This window comes from Streptomyces sp. NPDC002232 (genome assembly GCF_042890295.1).
Lineage (GTDB): Bacteria > Actinomycetota > Actinomycetes > Streptomycetales > Streptomycetaceae > Streptomyces.
In genome coordinates, this window is sequence record NZ_JBIARV010000001.1 from 493,359 (window position 1) to 512,244 (window position 18,886).

Annotated in this window: 18 protein-coding genes and 1 riboswitch; of the genes, 17 read left to right on the top strand and 1 reads right to left on the bottom strand. The window is 73.0% G+C overall.

Annotation, left to right across the window (positions count from 1 at the left end; translation table 11 throughout):
- Window positions 1-138: 138 nt before the first annotated feature.
- Window positions 139-1,434: an extracellular solute-binding protein gene (locus tag ACFYXU_RS02160; RefSeq protein ID WP_361402036.1), complete on the bottom strand. Its 1,296-nt coding sequence runs from the start codon at window positions 1,432-1,434 to the stop codon at window positions 139-141.
- Between the two features lie 285 nt (window positions 1,435-1,719).
- On the opposite strand from ACFYXU_RS02160, the gene ACFYXU_RS02165 reads away from it, so the two are divergent.
- From ACFYXU_RS02165 to ACFYXU_RS02245, 17 genes are all read left to right on the top strand, one after another.
- A complete protein-coding gene (locus tag ACFYXU_RS02165) occupies window positions 1,720-2,484 on the top strand; it encodes a GntR family transcriptional regulator (RefSeq protein WP_053649500.1) in 765 nt (254 codons plus the stop codon).
- Window positions 2,485-3,025: 541 nt separating this feature from the next.
- Window positions 3,026-3,244 (top strand): hypothetical protein, encoded by a 219-nt coding sequence (locus ACFYXU_RS02170; RefSeq protein WP_389456245.1) that lies wholly within the window; start codon window positions 3,026-3,028, stop codon window positions 3,242-3,244.
- A gap of 25 nt (window positions 3,245-3,269) precedes the next feature.
- Complete coding sequence (locus ACFYXU_RS02175; protein ID WP_329851692.1) at window positions 3,270-3,548, top strand: hypothetical protein; 279 nt, start codon at window positions 3,270-3,272, stop codon at window positions 3,546-3,548.
- Window positions 3,549-3,597: 49 nt separating this feature from the next.
- Window positions 3,598-4,626 carry a glycosyltransferase family A protein gene (locus tag ACFYXU_RS02180; protein ID WP_361402030.1) on the top strand — a complete coding sequence of 343 codons (1,029 nt, stop codon included), beginning with the start codon at window positions 3,598-3,600 and terminating at the stop codon, window positions 4,624-4,626.
- 34 nt (window positions 4,627-4,660) lie between these two features.
- Window positions 4,661-5,623, top strand: coding sequence for a UbiA prenyltransferase family protein (locus tag ACFYXU_RS02185; protein ID WP_376513901.1), 963 nt, complete (start codon window positions 4,661-4,663; stop codon window positions 5,621-5,623).
- Complete coding sequence (locus tag ACFYXU_RS02190; protein ID WP_376513903.1) at window positions 5,620-6,603, top strand: lysylphosphatidylglycerol synthase domain-containing protein; 984 nt, start codon at window positions 5,620-5,622, stop codon at window positions 6,601-6,603. The genes ACFYXU_RS02185 and ACFYXU_RS02190 overlap by 4 nt, the downstream gene beginning before the upstream one ends.
- Window positions 6,600-8,030, top strand: coding sequence for an aspartate aminotransferase family protein (locus ACFYXU_RS02195; protein WP_329851696.1), 1,431 nt, complete (start codon window positions 6,600-6,602; stop codon window positions 8,028-8,030). The genes ACFYXU_RS02190 and ACFYXU_RS02195 overlap by 4 nt, the downstream gene beginning before the upstream one ends.
- The gene (locus ACFYXU_RS02200; RefSeq protein WP_376513905.1) at window positions 8,024-9,076 is read left to right on the top strand and encodes an NAD-dependent epimerase/dehydratase family protein; all 1,053 of its coding nucleotides are present in this window, start codon (window positions 8,024-8,026) and stop codon (window positions 9,074-9,076) included. The genes ACFYXU_RS02195 and ACFYXU_RS02200 overlap by 7 nt, the downstream gene beginning before the upstream one ends.
- Before the next feature lie 13 nt (window positions 9,077-9,089).
- Entirely contained in the window at window positions 9,090-10,133 is a 1,044-nt protein-coding gene (locus ACFYXU_RS02205; protein ID WP_376513907.1) for a glycosyltransferase family 2 protein, read from the top strand.
- Window positions 10,126-11,244: an endonuclease/exonuclease/phosphatase family protein gene (locus ACFYXU_RS02210; RefSeq protein WP_376513909.1), complete on the top strand. Its 1,119-nt coding sequence runs from the start codon at window positions 10,126-10,128 to the stop codon at window positions 11,242-11,244. Before ACFYXU_RS02205 ends, ACFYXU_RS02210 begins: the two co-directional genes overlap by 8 nt.
- A complete protein-coding gene (locus ACFYXU_RS02215) occupies window positions 11,241-12,212 on the top strand; it encodes an endonuclease/exonuclease/phosphatase family protein (RefSeq protein ID WP_361402009.1) in 972 nt (323 codons plus the stop codon). The genes ACFYXU_RS02210 and ACFYXU_RS02215 overlap by 4 nt, the downstream gene beginning before the upstream one ends.
- A 17-nt stretch (window positions 12,213-12,229) precedes the next feature.
- The gene (locus tag ACFYXU_RS02220) at window positions 12,230-13,195 is read left to right on the top strand and encodes an aldo/keto reductase (protein WP_389456248.1); all 966 of its coding nucleotides are present in this window, start codon (window positions 12,230-12,232) and stop codon (window positions 13,193-13,195) included.
- Entirely contained in the window at window positions 13,185-15,098 is a 1,914-nt protein-coding gene (locus tag ACFYXU_RS02225) for a hypothetical protein (protein WP_389456250.1), read from the top strand. The genes ACFYXU_RS02220 and ACFYXU_RS02225 overlap by 11 nt, the downstream gene beginning before the upstream one ends.
- 17 nt (window positions 15,099-15,115) lie before the next feature.
- Window positions 15,116-16,099 (top strand): LuxR C-terminal-related transcriptional regulator, encoded by a 984-nt coding sequence (locus ACFYXU_RS02230; RefSeq protein ID WP_329851703.1) that lies wholly within the window; start codon window positions 15,116-15,118, stop codon window positions 16,097-16,099.
- 133 nt (window positions 16,100-16,232) lie between these two features.
- Window positions 16,233-16,496: a DUF3311 domain-containing protein gene (locus tag ACFYXU_RS02235; RefSeq protein WP_361402181.1), complete on the top strand. Its 264-nt coding sequence runs from the start codon at window positions 16,233-16,235 to the stop codon at window positions 16,494-16,496.
- The gene (gene mctP, locus ACFYXU_RS02240; protein WP_389408020.1) at window positions 16,493-18,118 is read left to right on the top strand and encodes a monocarboxylate uptake permease MctP; all 1,626 of its coding nucleotides are present in this window, start codon (window positions 16,493-16,495) and stop codon (window positions 18,116-18,118) included. Before ACFYXU_RS02235 ends, mctP begins: the two co-directional genes overlap by 4 nt.
- A 75-nt stretch (window positions 18,119-18,193) precedes the next feature.
- Window positions 18,194-18,694: a GNAT family N-acetyltransferase gene (locus tag ACFYXU_RS02245; RefSeq protein WP_361402000.1), complete on the top strand. Its 501-nt coding sequence runs from the start codon at window positions 18,194-18,196 to the stop codon at window positions 18,692-18,694.
- 37 nt (window positions 18,695-18,731) lie between these two features.
- Window positions 18,732-18,872: riboswitch (cobalamin riboswitch) on the top strand.
- The last annotated feature ends 14 nt before the right edge of the window (window positions 18,873-18,886 follow it).

The following is an 18,886-nucleotide window of genomic DNA, read 5'->3' on the forward strand; positions in this document are numbered from 1 at the left end:
GGTGTCTGGCCTGGCGGTTCGGGGGCCCCCGCCCCCCCGGGGGCCGGGCGGGGGGGGGGGGGCCGCTTAACCCTGCAGCCCGCCCCCCCGCGGGGGGGGGGGGGGGGGCCCCCCCGCCCCCACCACCGGGGCTACGGATTACTGCTGGTTGATGCGCTCGTTGATGACCTTGTCGGCCGCCTCGCCGGCCTTCTTGGCGTCCTCACCCTTCAGGACCTTGGTCATGTAGTCCTTGATCGGGTTCGGGGCGGTCTCGACGTTGGCCCAGCCCGGGGTGACCGGGGTGACCTTGCCGGAGGCGGAGGAAGCGGCCATGGCCTCGGCGAAGGAGCCGGCGGCCGGCTTGAACTGCGCCGCGTCGGTGTTCGGAAGCAGCGCGCCCTCGGTGGCGGCGGCGTACTTCGTCATGAAGTCCTTGCCGGCGGCGAGCGCCAGCCACTCCTTCGCGAGGTCCTTGTTCTGGGACCGCTCGGCGACGGCGAGGTTGGAGCCGCCGAGGAAGACGGAGCCCGGCTTGTCGGCCGTCTTGCCCGGGATCGGGAAGTAGCCGAAGTCGGCGGTCTTGCCGGCCTTCTTGATGGCGTCGATGGCGCCGCCGGCCTCCCAGCCGAGACCGATCCAGGACGAGACGCCGCCCTTGGGAACGATGTCGGTGGACTGCTGCGGGGTGGCCTCGTCCTTGTCCTTCGGAGCGGTGGAGTAGGACGCCAGCTCCTTGTAGAAGTTCATGGCGCTGACGGCCTCGGGGGAGGACAGGTTGCCCTTCCACTTGTCGCCGTCCTTGACCGCGAGGTCGCTGCCCTCGTCCCAGATGAGGCCGGCGAGGACGTACCAGGACTGACCCGGCAGGTAGATCGCCTGCGACTTCGGGTCGGAGGCCTTGAGCTTCTTCAGGCCCTCGATCCACTCGGCGCGGGTCTTGGGCGGGGTGACTCCGGCCTTCTTGAAGGCGGCCTTGTCGTAGACGACGACGCGGTTGGCGGCGTACCACGGGGCGGAGTAGAGCTTGCCGTCCAGCTCGTTGGACGCGACCATGCCCTTGTTCCAGGCGTCGTAGCCGAGCTTGGCCTTGTCGCCGGACAGGTCGGCGAGGCCGCCGGTGACCGCGTAGCCGGCGGTCTGCGTGTTGCCGAGCTCCAGGACGTCCGGCGGGGTGTCCTCGGAGAGGGCGGTGGTGACCTTCTCCTGGATGCCGTTCCAGATCTGCTTCTCGACCTTGACCTTGACGCCCGGGTGCTTGGCCTCGAAGGCCTTGTTCACCTCGGCCATCCAGGCGTCCGGCGCGGAGCCGTCCATGACCCAGACGGTCAGGTTCTTGTTGCCGCCGGCCGTGGCCTTGCCGCCGTCCTTGCCGCTGTCACTGTCCGAACCACACGCAGCGATGGAGACCATCATGCCTGCGACGCCGATCGCCGCGATGAGCTTGCGCTTCACGCCACCCTCCTCAGGGATGCCTGCAACCCCTGCCCACCGCGCGAAGACATACGTCAGGTAGTGCTCGTGGGGCTGGGACCTGGTCTTTAATGGTTTAGACCAGTACCCGGAGCTTGGCCTAGACCTTTAGGGGTGTCAAGGGTGTATAAGAAGGGCAGTCGCGTCCGTTATCGGACCGACACCTGAGGGAGGGCGACGACCCGTGACCGGTCCGTGCCACCATGTGAGCCGCGACAGACGGAGGAGCCGGTGACGGCAGCAGCACAGGAGTCGGGAAGGCAGGCCATGGCCACGGACGCGGGCAGCACGGAGACAGAGAGCGGGACACCCACCCGCACTGCGCGCGTGCCCAAGTACTACCGACTGAAGCGACACTTGCTCGACATGACGGAGACCCTGCCGCCCGGCACCCCGGTCCCGCCCGAGCGTACGCTCGCCGCCGAGTTCGACACGTCCCGCACCACCGTGCGCCAGGCCCTCCAGGAACTGGTCGTCGAGGGCCGCCTGGAGCGCATCCAGGGCAAGGGCACCTTCGTGGCCAAGCCCAAGGTCTCGCAGGCCCTCCAGCTCACCTCGTACACCGAGGACATGCGGGCGCAGGGCCTGGAGCCCACCTCGCAGCTCCTCGACATCGGGTACGTCACGGCCGACGACACCCTCGCCGGGCTGCTCGACATCTCCGCCGGCGGCCGGGTGCTCCGCATCGAGCGCCTCCGCCTGGCCAGCGGCGAGCCGATGGCGATCGAGACCACCCACCTGTCGGCGAAGCGCTTCCCCGCGCTGCGCCGCTCGCTGGTGAAGTACACCTCGCTCTACACGGCGCTCGCCGAGGTCTACGACGTGCACCTCGCCGAGGCCGAGGAGACCATCGAGACCTCCCTCGCCACCCCGCGCGAGGCCGGGCTGCTCGGTACGGACGTGGGCCTGCCGATGCTGATGCTCTCCCGCCACTCCCTGGACGCCCAGGGCGAGCCGGTGGAGTGGGTCCGGTCCGTCTACCGAGGCGACCGGTACAAGTTCGTGGCGCGCCTCAAGCGCCCCAACGGCTGAGCAAGCGCACCGAACGGACGGCCGCACCCCTGGCGGGGGGTGCGGCCGTCCGGCGTTTTCGGGGGCGGTACGGGAGGGGGCGGTACGGGAGGGGTGGCGGGACCGCCGATGACGGAGGCGGTGCGGAGGGGGCGGCGAGGGCGGTACGGGAAGGGCACCCCGGAGCCCCCGCGAGCGTCGGCCGCAGGACTGCCCGGCACCGGGAAGGCACCGGGAAGGCGCCGGGAACCGCGCCCTCCGAACGGAACGGCCGCTTCCCTGCCCGGGCGGCCCGTACGGGGACGTGACGGCCCCCCGGCACCTTCCGCCTGGCAGCAACGTGACGCCTCCGGGAAACCCCCTGGTCGCCGGCGCGCGGAGATCCGCGGAGCGCACTGGCCCCTAACGGCCACGCGGTTGGCGCCAGCCGTTCTGCGGTGACAGGGCCCCCCGGGCGGGCCAGTCTTGGACCTGTCGAAGCCGCCCCGCAGAGCCCGGGAGCGGCCCCGGGGGGCCACCCCCGCGACCCCCACTCCGCACCGTCCCGGAAGGCAGCCCCGCCATGTCCAGCAGCGCCCGTTTCGCCACCTTCGCCCGCATTCAGCTCCGTGCAGCCGTCGCCCTGACCGTCCCCGCCGCCGCCGCGCTGACCCTCGTCCTCGCGGCGCAGCCGGCACCCGCCGACCCGGCCGCCGCACCCGCCGCCGTCACCGCCTCCGGCACGGCCGACACCTCGGCCGCCCAGCCCACCGACTCCAACGACGGCTTCTCCTGGGGCTGATCCCATCTACCTCATCGGCATCTCGATGAGGGAACCGGACGACGACCCCGCACCGGACGCCGACCCCCCACCGGCCCCGTCCGCCGCACGACTCGTCGAGACGCTGCACCGCGTCGCCCGGCCGCAGGACCGCTTCGAGTCCGCCCGGGCACTGGTCCTCGACCGCACGGTCCGGCTGGCCCTGTACATCCGGGGCCCCGACGAGATCGAGGCCGTCGGCCACGCGCTGCGGCTCTGCCGGCTCCTCCTCGGCCACTCCCCCGAGCTCTCCCGCCACCGCATCGCGGACTTCCGGCTCCTCTGAACCCCCACCGCCCGGGGAGCCCCACCGCGCAGGAACCCAAGGAACCCCCATGCCCAGGGCCCGTCCCAGCGTGTCCGTCATCATCCCCAACTACAACTACGAGAAGACCCTGCGCGCCTGCCTCGCCTCGGTCTTCGCGCAGACCCACGCCCCGCTCGACGTCATCGTCGTGGACGACGCCAGCACGGACCGGTCCCGGGACATCGCCCGCGAGTTCGACGTGGTCCTCATCGCCAACCCCCACAACCGGGGGGTGTCCGCCGCCCGGAACCTGGGCGCCGCCGCCGCCCGGGGCGAGGTCCTCTTCTTCCTCGACTCCGACACCGCCCTCCACCCCGAGGCCCTCGCCCACGCCGCCGACCTGCTCCGGGACGACCCGGGCCTCGGCTGTGCGCACGGCGTCCTCGACCCCGAACCGCTCTTCGACGACGGACCCGTGGAGCGCTACCACGCCCTGCACGCCCACTTCTGGCGCCGCCGCGCCGCCGGCGAGGTCCGCACCGCCTTCTTCGCCCTCGGCGCGATCCGCAAGGAGGTCTTCGAGGCGACCGGCCCCTTCGACGAGAACCTCCGGGACTCGGAGGACGTCGAGTACAGCGGCCGGCTCGTCCGCTCCCACCGGATCCTGATGACCGAGGCCATCCGCGGCCGCCACGACGACGTGGACCGGCTCGGGGCGATGCTCTCGGAGCAGTACCGGCGCTCCCAGCTGCTGATCGCGGCGCTCGGGCAGATGCGGGAGGGCGGCCTCACCGCCAACCGGCCGCTCGGCGTCCTCGCCGCCGCGCTGACCCTGCCCACCCTGCTCCTCGGCCTGCTCTCCCCCTGGCTGCTGCTCGTCCCCGCCCTGTGCGCGCTGCTCTTCGCCTGCGCCGATCCGGGCCTGAGCGCCTTCGCGCTGCGCACCCGGGGTCCGGGCTTCCTCCTCTACTTCACCGCCGTGCACTTCGTGCTGCACCAGGCGATCGTCCTCGGCGCCGCCCGGGGCACCGTCCGCTGGCTCACCGAGCCCGACTTCGGCCCGAGCGTGCGCCGCCGGGCCGCCGACACCGCCGCCGCCCCCACCACCTCCGTATGACCGCCCGTACGACCCTCCCCACAGGAGTACGTCCATGGCCACGCCCACGCTCACCGGCCGAGAGGCGCCGACGGCCCGTCCGCCGGCCTCCCGTCCGCCCAGTCGCCTCGCCGACCTCACCGCCCTCGTCCGCCCGGGACAGTGGACGAAGAACCTGGTCGTCGTCCCCCTCGGCCTGCTCGGTGCCCCCCGTCTCGACGGCGGCGCGCTCGGCGGCGCCGTCGCCGCCGTCGCCGTCTTCACCCTCGCGTCCGCGCTGATCTACCTGGTGAACGACATCGGCGACCGGGACCGCGACCGCCGCCACCCGGAGAAGCGGCACCGTCCGATCGCCGCCGGCCGGATCGGCGTCGGGACCGCCGTGTCCTTCGCCGCCGTGCTCGCCGCCCTCCTCGTCACGACCGTCGGCCTCACCGCGCTCACCGGCACCGCCGCGCCCGCGGACTGGTGGCCGGTCGCCGCCTACGTCGCGCTCAACGCCGCGTACAGCAAGGGGCTCAAGCACGTCCCGCTGCTCGACGTCTTCATCGTGGCCCTCGGCTTCGTGCTGCGTCTCGCCCAGGGCTGCCTGGCCACCGGGAACCCGGTGCCGAGCTGGCTCGCGCTCTGCGTCTTCTCGCTGTGCCTGCTGCTCATCCTGGGCAAGCGGCGCCACGAGATGGCGGTCGGCGGGGTGCTGCACCGGCCCGCGCTGCGCGGCTACACCCTCGGCTTCCTCGACCAGCTGCTCGCCTTCATGGCGGTCCTCACGGCGGTCAGCTACGTCCTCCAGGTCCAGGGCAGCCCGGTCTTCGGGGTGCACGGCCCGCTCGTCGCGGTCCTCAGCGCGCCGTTCGCGCTCTTCGGGCTCGCCCGCTACCTCCAGCTGATCGTCGTCGACGCGGGCGGCGGGAACCCGTCCCGGGCCCTGTTCAGCGACCGGATGACCGTCTCCAACGCCCTGCTCTGGGCGGCGCTGCTCGCCGGCGCCTGGCTGCTCGGCCGCCTGGGGGCATGAGCTCCATGACGCTCACCGCCGCCGCGCCCCCGGCTCCCGCCGAGGCACCCGCCCCGCGCGGCCGGCTCCGCCGCGCCCTGTCCGTCCTCTTCCCCGTCGCCGTCGTCACGGGCATCGGATTCGCCCTGTACGACCGGGCCGGCGAGCTCGCCGCGCTCGTGCTGCGGCCCGACTCGGTCCCGTACCTGCTCGCGGCGCTCGCCGCCAACGCCGGGGCCGTGCTGCTCTCCATGGCCACCTGGCGGACCCTCCTGTCCGACCTGGGGCCGCGGGTGCCCGGCCGGACCGCGACCCGGATCTACTTCACCTCCTACCTCGGCAAGTACGTGCCGGGCGCCGTCTGGGGCGTCCTCGCCCAGCTGCGGATGGGCGGAGCGGCCGGAGTGCCCGCGCCGGTCGTGCTCGCCGTCTTCCTGCTCAACCTGATCGTGGCCGTCCTCACCGGCCTCGCCGTCGGCCCGGTCGCCGCGCCCTGGACCATCGGCGCCGCAGCCTGGTGGCTGGTGCTGCCGGGGGCCGTCACCCTCGCCTTCGCCGTCCGGCCGGAACTGCTCCACCGCCTCGCCGCGTCCGCCGCGCGGCTGGCCCGCAGGACCGCGCCGGCCACCCGGGCGAGCGACCGGGGCATGCGCCGGGCCCTCGCCTCCGCGACCGGCTCCTGGGCGGTCGGCGGACTCCACCTGTGGGCGCTCGCCGTGATGCTGGGCGCCCCGCCGCTGACCGCCCTGCCGGTCTGCGTCGGCGGCTTCGCCCTCGCCACGGCCGCCGCCAGCCTCGTGGTGGTCCTGCCGGACGGCTGGGGCGCCCGGGAGGCCCTGCTGCTGCTCGCCCTGACCGCCGTCCTGCCCTGGCAGGAGGCCACCGCCGTGACCGTCGCCAGCCGGGTGGTCTGCACCCTCAGCGAGGTCCTCGTCGGCGGCGCCGCCCTCCTGCTGACCCTTCCCCGCCGCTCCCCCACCGACCCGAAGGAACGCGCATGACCTCCCTCTACAGCGTCGACGACTGCGAGTCGCTGACGACCAAGCAGGTCCACGGCCTGTACAAGGACCACGTCAACAAGAGCCAGGTCTCCCTGATGACCTCCTTCGGCTTCGGCCAGGAGCTCGTGGAGAGCGCCGAGGGCGTCTGGATCACCCAGCGCGACGGCCGCCGCGTCCTCGACTTCACCGGCGGCGTCGGCGTCCTCAACCACGGCCACAACCACCCCCGGATCCTCGCCGCCCGGCAGCGCTTCCAGGAGCGCAGGAGCATGGAGGTCCACAAGACCTACTTCTCGCCGTACGTCGCGGCCCTCGGCCACAACCTGGCGGAGCTGCTGCCCGGCGACCTGAACATGTCGTTCTTCCCCAACTCCGGCGCGGAGGCGGTCGAGGGCGCGGTCAAGCTGGCGTACAAGTACCACGGCGGCCGGCGCTCCCGGGTGCTGCGGTCGGACATCTCCTTCCACGGCAAGCTGCTCGGCTCGGGCAGCCTGACCGGCCAGAACCAGTCCGGGTTCCAGTTCCCCGGCATCCCCGGCGTGGAGATCTTCCGCTACGGGGACCTGGACTCGGTCCGGAAGCTGGTGGCCGGACTGCGCACCGACAAGGGCGAGTCCGACGTGTACGCGATCCTCATCGAGCCGCTGTCGGCGTCGACGATGAACGAGTGCTCGGAGGAGTTCCTGCGCGGGCTGCGGGAGCTGTGCACGGCCGAGGACATCGTGCTGCTCTTCGACGAGATCTACACCGGCTGGGGCAAGACCGGCACCCTCTTCCACTTCATGCGGTACGAGGGCCTGGTCCCCGACATCCTCACCACCTCGAAGTCCTTCGGCGGCGGGAAGTCCTCCATCTCCGCCTTCGTCGCCCGCGAGCCGGTCTTCCGCAAGGCCTACGACAACCTCACGGACGCCCTCCTCCAGTCGACGTCCACCACGTACTACGGCTTCGGCGAGGAGGCGGTCACCGCGATCGAGGCGGTCAACGTGGCCGTCGAGGACGACTATCCGGCCCGCGCCCGGGACATCGAGCGGATCCTCGCCCCCGGTCTGGAGCGGATCGCGAAGGAGTACCCGGACGTGGTGGCGGAGGTCCGCGGCCACGGCGCGCTGCACGGCGTCTTCCTGCACAAGGGCCCGAAGATCCTGGAGCTGGTGACGAAGCTGGTGCCGGGCGCGATGACGAAGGACCCGCGCTTCCGCACCAAGCTCATCACCTCGTCGGTGGTCAACGCCCTCTACCGGGACCACGGCATCTACACGTACTACACGCTCAACGGCGACAACCCGCTGATGGTCGCGCCCTCGCTGGTCGCCGAGCCGCACGAGGTCGAGTTCTTCCTGGACTGCCTCGACAAGACCCTGGCCCAGGGTCTGCCCCGTCTGCTCACCCGTTTCGTCAAGGAGAAGGTGTCGTCGCTGTGGTAGAGCGCATCGTGGTCACCGGCGGTGCCGGAATGCTCGGATCGACCCTGATCGAGCGGCTGCTCGACGAGGGCCGGCAGGTGCACTGCGTGGACCTGCGGGCCCCGCGCACGGAGCACCCGCACCTCACGCACACGGTCTCGGACGTCCGGGACGCCGTCACGATGAAGCGGGTCACGGCGGACGCCGACGCGGTGGTGCACTGCGCCGCCGCCCTGCCCAGCTACCCGGCCGACACCATCCGCTCGGTGATCGTCGGCGGCACGGAGGCGGTCCTGACGGCCGCCGAGGCGAATGCCGTGCCCCGGGTCGTGCACATCTCCTCGACCGCCGTCTACGGACTCCCGAAGGTGGTGCCGACGCCGGAGGAGTACCCCCGCGAGCCCGTCGACACGTACAGCGCGGCCAAGGCGGAGGCCGAGGAGGTCGCCGAGCGCTTCCGGGGCCGGGGGATGTGCCTTCCGATCCTGCGGCCGAAGACCTTCCTCGGGCCGGGCCGGATGGGGCTCTTCGCGATGCTCTTCGAGTGGGCCGAGGAGGGCCGGAACTTCCCGGTCCTCGGGCGCGGCGACGTCCGCATCCAGATGTTCGACGTGGCCGACCTGGTCGACGCCGTCGTCACCGCCATGGAGGCGCCCGCCGAGCGGGCCGACGACACCTTCAACCTCGGCGCCACCGAGTTCGGCACGCTACGCGAGGACTTCCAGGCCGTCCTGGACGCCGCCGGGCACGGCAAGCGGGTCCGCTCGCTGCCCGCGCGGCCCGCGCTCGCCGCGCTCAGCCTGCTCCAGCGCTCCGGACTCTCTCCCGTCTACGGGCGCCTGCTGCACAAGCTCCTCGACGACAGTTTCGTCTCCACCGACAAGGCGAGGGACGTCCTCGGCTTCCGGCCGAAGCACTCCAACCAGGACGCGATCCTGCGCACCTACGCCTGGTGGCGCGAGCAGCAGCGCACCGCCGGCGCCCGCCCCGCGAAGAAGAGCGAGGGCGTCACCAGCGTCGAACCGTGGCGGCAGGGAGCCCTCTCCCTCGCCAAGGTCCTCTTCTAGGAGCACCCCGATCATGTCCCTCCCCCTGGTCTCCGTCATCGTCCCCAACTACAACTACGGCCGCTCGATCGGCCTGTGCGTCGAGGCCGCCCTCGCCCAGACGTACCCGCACGTCGAAGTCGTCGTCGTCGACGACTGCTCCACCGACGACTCCGCGGCGATCGCCGCGGCGGCCGGCGCGCGGGTCGTCTCCACCGGCGTCAACAGCGGGGTCGCGGTCGCCCGCAACCTGGGCGCCGAGCTCTCCTCCGGCGAGATCCTGGTCTTCCTGGACTCCGACGTCGCCATGCACCCCGACGCGGTCGCCCGGTCCGTCGAACTCCTCGCCTCCGGACAGGGGTACGGCGCGATCTGCGGCACCTACGAGCCCGAGCCGCTCATCCGCGACAGCCTCGTCGAGGAGTACCGCTCGCTCCAGCAGTACTACCTGCTGCTGAAGTCGGAGGGCCCGATCACGACCGTCCACACCGCGATCATGGCGATGCCCCGGCGGGTCTTCGACGAGGTGGGGCCGTTCAACCCGATCCTGCGGCACACCGAGGACCAGGACTACGGGCGCCGGATCTCCGAGCGGTACACGGTGCTCAGCTCCCTGGAGGTGCGGGGCCGCCACGACCACGACGACACCGTGCGGATCGTCCTCGGCAAGGTCTTCGCCCGGGCCCGGCTCGCGGTCCCGCTCATCCTCGGCCGGCGGCACCTCCAGGGCGGCTTCGTCACCGGACCGCGCGCCGGCGCCAGCCTGGCCGCGCCCCTGACGGTCGCCGCGCTGGCCGCGCCGGTCCTGTGGGGGGCCGGATGGGCGCTGCTGCCGCTCGCCCTGTTCCTGCTGGCCGTCTGGGGCGACCTGGACATGTACCGGGAGGTGCGGCGGCACCGGGGACGGCTGTTCCTGGGGTACTTCGTGGCGGTCAACTTCCTGGTGAACCTGACGGTGTTCGCGGCGATCGGGGTCGCGGGCGTCCAGTGGCTCGGCTCGAAGCGGTTCCGGCACCTGTACGACCCGCAGCCGCGTCCGGACCTCGCGCGGGCGACCGCGGGCGCCGACCGTGGCTGACACGCTCGCGCCGCCGGAGCGCGCCACCGGGACCCCCGCCCCGCCCCGTCGCCGCCGCGACCGGCTGGTGCCCGCCGCCGCCCTGGCCTGGCTCGTCCTGCTCCTGGTCGAGTGGGCGGCGGACGGCCGGATCTGGCTGGGACACCTGGTCGGCATCGTGCCGCCGGCCGTCTTCGCCCTGGTGCCGCTCGGGCTCGCGGCCCTCGCGCCGCTCGCCCGGGGCGCGGCCCGGTGGCGGAGCCTCGCGGCCGCCGGGCTCGCGCTGGTCCTGGGCTTCGGGCAGTCCGGCTTCGACCCGGCGGCGCTGTGGCGGGCGGAGCCGAGGCCGGGCCCGGACGCGGTGCGGGTCTTCGCCTGGAACACCAACTCGTGGAACCAGCTCCTCGGCACCCAGGACCACTTCTACGCCTTCCTGCGGGCGAAGGACGCGGACGTGTACCTGCTGCACGAGTACCAGCACGTCACCGCCGACCGGAAGGGCAAGCTGCCGGTCGACGACCTGGCGCGGCTGCGCCGGGAGTTCCCCGGCTACCAGGTGGCGGTGCGCGGCGAGCTGGTGACGCTCTCCCGCTTCCCGATCCTGCGGCAGCCCGCGGTGGGCCCGGCCCGCGCGGTGCCGCCGGGCGCCGACTGGGCGACGGAGTACCGCGAGAACAAGGTGCTGCGGACCGACGTGCTGGTCGGGGGGCGGGCGGTGTCCTTCTACAACGTGCACATGCCGGTGTGGAACAGCATGCCGGACGGTCTCCTCTCCGCCGCCTTCTACCGCCACATGCGGGAGCGGTTCGCCCCGCGCCGGGCTCAGTACGAGGGCCTGGAGGCCGACCTGGCCGCCAACCGCAACCCGGTGGTGGTGGCCGGCGACTTCAACGCGACGGCCGCGATGTCGGACCTCGACCCGCTGCGGGAGCGCCTCGACGACGCGGCGGAGGTGAGCACCGACCCGTATCCGACGAGCTGGGAGGAGGGCGGCTGGAAGCCCTTCTGGCGGACCGACTGGGCGTTCACCGGGAACGGGGCGCGGGCCGAGCGGTACGTGTTCGGGGCGCCGGAGAAGCTGTCCGACCACGCCGTGCAGGACCTGTGGGTGTCGCTGCCGGGGAGCGGATGACGGCGATGGTCCTGTCCTGCGCCCTCGTCTGGGCGGTGTTCCTGGCCCTGCACCTGGTGCTCAACGGCCGCTGGTGGCCGTGGCTCGCGGTCTCGCTGCTGCCGCCGGTCGCGCTCGCCCTCGTCCCGCTGGTCCTGCTCGGCGCCGCCTCGGTCACCGGCGACGGCCTCGCGGCGGCGCTCGCCGCCGGCTGCCTCCTGGTGGCGTGGCCGCAGAACGGGATCAACCTGCGGGGGCTCCTCGCGCGGGGCTCCGGGGAGGTCGGTCTGCGGCTGGTGTCCTGGAACACCCAGCACTGGAACCAGGGCGGCGACCCGGACCGCTTCTACGCCTTCCTGCGCGCGCTCGACGCCGACGTGTACGTCCTCCAGGAGTACCTGAACGGCTTCGAGGGCGGCGAGGTCTGGGACATCGACGACGAGGAGCGGCTGCGGGCCGCGTTCCCCCGCCACCACCTGGCGGTCGGCAACCACTCTGTGACGCTGTCCCGGTTCCCGCCCGCCGGGCCGCCCGTGCCGGTCGGCGCCTGCTCGCTGCGGGTGGACCTGCGGGCCGGGGGGCGCGTGCTGTCGACGTACAACGTGCACATCCCGGTGCAGCTCACGGTCATGAACCCGCTGCGGCCGGCCTTCCTCCGGGACATGCGGCGCCGGGCGGCGGCGCGTGACCGGGAGTACGCGGCGCTCGTCGCCGACCTGCGGGGCAACCCGCATCCGGTCCTGGTGACCGGGGACTTCAACACCAGCGCCGCCATCGGGGACATCCGGCGGATGCCCCGGTCGCTGCGCGACGCGATCGGCGCCTGCCGCGCGGTCCTGCCGGCCAGCTGGAACGCCCGCGCCCGGCTGCGGCTGTGGCGGATCGACTGGGCGTTCACCGGCGGCGGCGCGCGGGTGGGCTCGTACCGCTTCCGCGCCGCGGAGGGACTCTCGGACCACCTGGTCCAGGAGCTGACCGTCACCGTATGAGAGAGAGGAACGACATCATGGAGTACACGAACCTGGGCGGACCCGAGGGTCCGCGGGTGTCCACGCTGTGCCTGGGCACCCTGCCCTTCGGCACCCGGATCGACGAGGCCGCGGCCTTCGCGGTCCTGGACCGGTTCCACGAGGCCGGCGGCACCTTCATCGACACCGCGAACACGTACGCCTTCTGGGAGCCGGGGGCGACCGGCGCGGAGAGCGAGCTGCTCATCGGGCGGTGGCTGCGCAGCCGGGGCGTGCGGGACGAGATGGTGCTGGCGACGAAGGTCGGCGCGCTGCCGGACCCGCCGGGGTCGGCGTGGCCGGAGTGCGCGGAGGGCCTGTCGGCTCCGGTGATCCGCCGTCAGGTGGAGGAGAGCCTGCGGAATCTGGGCACGGACCGGATCGACGTGTACTACGCGCACATCGACGACCGGAGGACGCCGGTCGCGGAGACGATGGGCGCCTTCGGCGAGCTGGTGGACGTGGGGAAGATCGGCCGGGCGGGCTGCTCGAACTTCGCGGCCTGGCGGATCGAGGAGTCGCGGGGCGCGGCGGCCGCCGCCGGCGTGCCGGACTACGCGGCGGTGCAGCAGCGGTACACGTATCTCCGGCCGCGTCCCGGGGCGGAGTTCGGGGTGAACCCGCACGCCTCGGAGGAGCTGCTCGACTATCTGGCGACGCGGCCGGAGCTGACGTTCACCGCGTACACGACGCAGCTGACGGGGGCGTACACCGACCCGGGCAAGGAGGTGCCGGAGCAGTACCGGCACCCGGGTTCGGAGCGGCGCCTGAAGGTGCTCGCCGAGGTGGCGGCGGAGCTGGGGGTGACCGCGAACCAGGTGGTGCTGGCCTGGGCGCTGGGCGGCGCCGTGCCGGTGCTGCCGGTCATCGGGGCCAGTGCGCCGGGGCAGCTGGACGAGGCGCTGGGCGCGGTGGGGCTGCGGCTGGACGACGAGCTCAGGAAGCGGCTCGACGATGTGGACTGAGCGGGTGGCCGGGGCGGCGGTGCGGCACCGGGCGGCGGTCGGGGCGGTGTGGCTGCTGGTGCTGGTGCTCGGCGGGGCGGCGGCGCTGCTCGGCCTGGGGCGCCTGGACCAGTCGTTCACCGCCTCGGGCGGGCCGGGGTTCGCGGCGAACCGCGCGGTCCAGGAGCGGTACGGGAACGGGGCGGCGGTCGCGCCGCTGGTGGCGGTCGTGACCTGGCCGGCGGGGACGGACGCGCGGGCCGGGGACACCCGGCTCGCGGAGGTCCTGGACCGGGCGGCGGGTCCGGGCGCGCGGACGGTCTCGTACGCGGCGACGGGCGACGAGGGCTTCCTCGGCGCGGACGGCCGCACCGCGTACGCCCTGGTGTACCCGGCGGCGGGGCGGCCGGACCTGGCGGGTCTGGCGGCGGTCGAGGACGCCGCGGTGGCGCTGCGCGCGGAGCTGCGGGCACGGCTGCCCGGGGTCCGGGCCGAGGTGACGGGGGTGCTGCCGCTCCAGCACGACAGCGCGCTCGCGGGGCCGGGCCCGGTGGCACTGGCGGCGAAGGCGGCCTGCGCGCTGGGGCTGCTGCTGGTGCTGGTCCTGGCCTTCCGCTCGCCGTCCGGGGTGCTGGCGCCGCTGCTGCTCGCGGCCGTGACCTCGGTGGGGGCGCTGCTCCTGGTGGAGGCGGTGGCGGGGTTCACCGAGATCGGCTTCGTCGTGGTGTACCTGGTGCCGGTGCTGGCGCTGGTGGTGTCGGTGCACCGCTGGGCGCGGCCGGCGGGTCCGGCCGCCGCCCGGTCCGCGGTGACGGGCGGTGCGGCGGGTGCGGCGGCCTGCGCGGTGCTGGCGCTCTTCCCGGCCGCGTTCCTCCGGTCGGTGGGGGTTGCGGGTCTCGCGGTGGGCGCGGTGGGCGCGGCGGCGGCGCTGACGCTGACGCCGGTGCTGCGGTCGGTGGCGCGGCCGGCTCCCGTGCGCGGGGCCCGGGCCCCGCACGGCGCCCTGTCCGTGCTCGGGCTGGTCCTTCTGGTCCTCCTCGCCGGTGCGGCGGCGCAGCTGCGGGTGGGCAACCCGGAGGCGCGGGCCCTGGTGGCGAGCGGTCCGGCGCGGGACGGTCTCGACCGGCTCGCGGCGGCCGGGGTGCCGTCGGGGGTGCTGAACCCGCTGGAGGTGCTGGTGCCCGGGGGCGCGGACGCGGCGGAGGTGGCCGCGCGGGCGGCGCGGGTGCCGGGGGTGCGGCTGGCGGCGGCGCCTCCCGGCTGGCGGCGTCCGGGGACGGCACTGGTCGTGGTGGTTCCGGTGGAGGAGCCGATGACGGCGGGGGGCGCGGCGACGGTGACGGCGCTGCGGTCGGCGCTCGCGGACACGGGCGCCCTGGTGGGCGGTTCGGGTGTGGTGGACCGCGATCTGGTGGACGGGGTGTACGGGCTGCTGCCGTACGCGGTCCCCGGGGCGGCCCTCGCGGCCTTCGCGGTGCTCGCCCGGCGGCTGCGGCGCGGCCCGGCGGCGCGGGCGGTGCTGGGCGGGCTGCTCGCGGCGGCCGCCTCGGTGGGGTCGCTGGTGGTGGTGTGGCAGTGGGGCCCGGCGGGGACCGGGGCGGTGACGGGCTGGGTGCCGCTGGTGGTGGGCGCGTTCGCGTTCTGCGTGGCGCTGGAGGGGTCGGCGGCCTCGGCGGCGGGCGGGCCGGGACGGGCGGGGCGGGTGGCGGCGGGCGCGGGCGCGCTGGCGGTGCTCGCGGTGGGGATCGGACCGCAGGTGGAACTGGCGCTCCTTGTGACCGGGTTCGCGGCGGGCGCGGTGGCGGGCGCGTGGACGGGGGCGCACCCAGGAGTTCGTCATAATTGGTCTAGACCTAGACCGCCCCTCCCCTCTAGCATCGACGACCGCGATCACGAGTCCGACCGGTCGCGCCACGGAAGGTGACGAGGGGGAGATACCTGATGCTGGAGGCGCTCGGCATAAAGGAGTCGACGGAGGCCGTCTACCGCCTGCTCCTGGAGCGGCCGGAGTACGACGTGGCGGAGATGGCGGCCCATCTGGGCCGCCCCGAGCCGGAGGTCCGCGAGGCGCTCGCCTGCCTCGCGGACCTCAAGCTCGTCCTCATGGACGACTCCTCGGGCGAGGTCGAACCCTTCAACCCGGACGTCGGATTCTCGTTCCTGCTCTCCCGCGCCGAGGCCGAACTGAGCAAGCGCAAGCGCCAGGTCGAGCAGGCCGGGCGCGCGGTGGCCGGGATCCTCGCCTCGTACGCGGACTGCCCCGAACCGGGCGTCCGGCACGACCTCGTGGACCGGATCACGGGTCTCGACCAGGTCCGCGAGCGCCTGGAGGACCTGGCGGCGAACGCCCGCACCGAGTGCCTCTCGCTGCTGCCCGGCGGCGCCCAGCTCCCCGACACGATGGACGCGAGCCAGCCGCTCGACCAGCTCGCCCTGGAGCGCGGGGTGAAGATCCGCTCGATCTACCAGGAGAGCTTCCGGAACGACCCGCCGACCGTCGAGTACGTCCGCTGGTACTGCGACCTCGGCGGCGACGCGCGGACCGTGCCCGTCGTCCCGATGCTCATGGTGATCGTCGACCGGGAGGCCGCGCTCGTCCCCGTCGACCCGGCGGACGGGCGCGCCGGGGCGCTGGAGGTCCGCAGCCCCGGCCTGGTCCACGCGCTCGTGGTGCTCTTCGACCGGCTGTGGGACGCGGGCACCCCCTTCGGCGAGGCCCCGCGCCGCGACGCGCACGACCTCTCGCCGCAGGAGCGGGAGTTGCTGATGCTCCTCGGCATCGGCTGCACCGACGACATCGCGGCCCGCCGGCTGGGGGTCTCGCTGCGGACCGTCCGCCGGATGAGCTCCGAACTGATGAACCGACTGGGTGCGCGCAGCCGGTTCGAGGCGGGCGTACGGGCGGCGAAAGAGGGCTGGCTCTGAGAATTCCCGTCCGTTATCGGGATGGCTCTGACAAAGTCGCATCCGTTATGCGGACAGGGGTTCCCTGGAGGGGTACCGTCCCCTAGATTTCCCCAGCATTACCGAGGTGATCAGCGAGGGGACGGGAATCGCCATGTCAGAAACGCCAGATGCGACACAAGGGAAACAACCGACCATCACTCCCCTGCGGGTGGTGATCGCACTCTGCCTGATCGCCCCGTTCGTGGCGATGCTCTGGGTGAGCTCCTATGCGAAGACCGAACCGCTTTTCGCCGGAATCCCGTTCTTCTACTGGTACCAGATGCTCTGGGTGCTCATCTCCACGGCCCTCACCATGATCGCGTACAAGCTGTGGCAGCTGGACCAGCGTGCCCGCAAGGGAGGTGACGCGCGATGAAGGACGGCGTGAACGGCGTGGCGCTCGGCGTCTTCGTCTTCTTCTTCGTGGCCGTCACGGTCATGGGCTTCCTGGCCGCGCGCTGGCGCAGGGCCGACAACGAGCAGAGCCTCGACGAATGGGGCCTGGGCGGCCGGTCGTTCGGCACCTGGGTGACCTGGTTCCTGCTCGGCGGCGACCTCTACACGGCGTACACCTTCGTCGCCGTGCCCGCGGCGATCTACGCGGCGGGCGCGGCCGGCTTCTTCGCCGTGCCGTACACGATCCTGGTGTACCCGCTGATCTTCACCTTCCTGCCGCGCCTCTGGTCGGTCTCGCACAAGCACGGATACGTCACCACCTCGGACTTCGTGCGCGGCCGCTTCGGCTCCAAGGGCCTGTCGCTGGCGGTGGCGGTCACCGGCATCCTCGCCACCATGCCGTACATCGCGCTCCAGCTCGTCGGCATCCAGGCCGTCCTGGACGTGATGGGCGTCGGCGGCGGCGAGAACACCCACTGGTTCGTCAAGGACCTGCCGCTGCTGATCGCCTTCGGCGTCCTCGCGGCGTACACGTACTCCTCGGGCCTACGCGCCCCCGCGCTCATCGCCTTCGTCAAGGACACCCTGATCTACCTCGTCATCGCGGTGGCGATCATCTACATCCCGATCAAGCTGGGCGGCTTCGACGAGATCTTCGCGAAGGCCGGCGAGGCGTACGCGCAGACCAACCCGGCGACCGGGAAGCCGCGCGGCACGCTCGCCCCCGGCGAGGCCGGACAGTGGACGTACGCGACGCTCGCGCTCGGCTCGGCGCTCGCGCTCTTCATGTACCCGCACTCCATCACGGCGACCCTGTCGTCCCGGAGCCGTGAGGTCATCCGCCGCAACACCACGATCCTGCCGCTGTACTCGCTGATGCTGGGCCTGCTCGCGCTGCTCGGCTTCATGGCGATCGCCGCCGGCATCAAGGTCACGAACGGCCAGCTCGCCATCCCGCAGCTCTTCGAGACCATGTTCCCGGACTGGTTCGCGGGCGTCGCCTTCGCCGCCATCGGCATCGGCGCGCTCGTCCCGGCCGCGATCATGTCGATCGCCGCGGCCAACCTCTTCACCCGCAACATCTACAAGGACTTCCTCAAGCCCGACGCCACCCCGGCGCAGGAGACCAAGGTCTCCAAGCTGGTCTCGCTCCTGGTGAAGGTCGGCGCGCTCGTCTTCGTCCTCACCATGGACAAGACGGTCGCGATCAACTTCCAGCTGCTCGGCGGCATCTGGATCCTCCAGACCTTCCCGGCGCTCGTCGGCGGTCTCTTCACCCGCTGGTTCCACCGCTGGGCGCTGCTCGCCGGCTGGGCCGTCGGCATGATCTACGGCACGGCCGCCGCCTACGGTGTCGCCAGCCCGACCCAGAAGCACTTCGGCGGCTCCGCCGCCGAGATCCCGGGCATCGGCGAGATCGGCTACATCGGCCTCACCGCCTTCGTCCTGAACGTCGTCGTCACGGTCGTCCTGACCTTCGTCCTCAAGGCCGTCAAGGCCCCCGAGGGCGTCGACGAGACCTCCCCGGAGGACTACACGGCGGACGCGGGCGACGCCGGCGTCCGCACCGAGCTCCCGAAGGTCGGCACCCCGACCCACTGAGCCACGGCCACGCGCGCGGAAGGGGCCCGGGACCTCCCGGGCCCCTTCCGCGCGCCGGGCGGCAGACTGGCGGGCATGGACTTCACGATCAGGGCGGTACGGCCCGAGGAGTACGAGCGGCTCGGTGACCTCACCGGGCTCACCTATCTGAACGACGGCCTGCTGCTGCACGGCGAGGACGACTTCTACCTGGACGTGCTGCGCGACACGGCCCGGCGGGCCCGCGAGAGCGAGGTGCTCGTCGCCGCCGACGCCGACGACACCGTCATCGGCGGGGTGACCTTCGCCGCCGGCGGCACCCCGTGGGCCGACATCGCCGTCCCCGGCGAGGCCGAGTTCCGGATGCTGGTGGTCGCCCCGGCGGCCCGCGGCAGGGGCGTCGGAGAGGCCCTCGTGCGCGCCTGCCTGGACCGGGCGCGGGCCCTGGACGGCTGCGCGCGGCTCGTCCTCTCCACGGACGCCAAGATGGTCTCCGCGCACCGGATCTACGAGCGGATGGGCTTCGTCCGCACGCCCGAGCGGGACTGGAACCCCCTCCCCGAGCACGCTCTGCGGACGTACGCACTCGAACTGTAACTCCGGGACCGACACAACATGTGGGGGGTGCTCGAAGGGGCGCCCCCCACATGTATGCTCGACCTCGCTGTCGACGCAGGGGAATCCGGCGCGAATCCGGAACTGTCCCGCAACGGTGTGCTACGTGCGGATTCGTACGGAGTGAGTCCGAGGACCTGCCGACAGCGCGCCCGGTCCGTCCGTTCCGGGTGC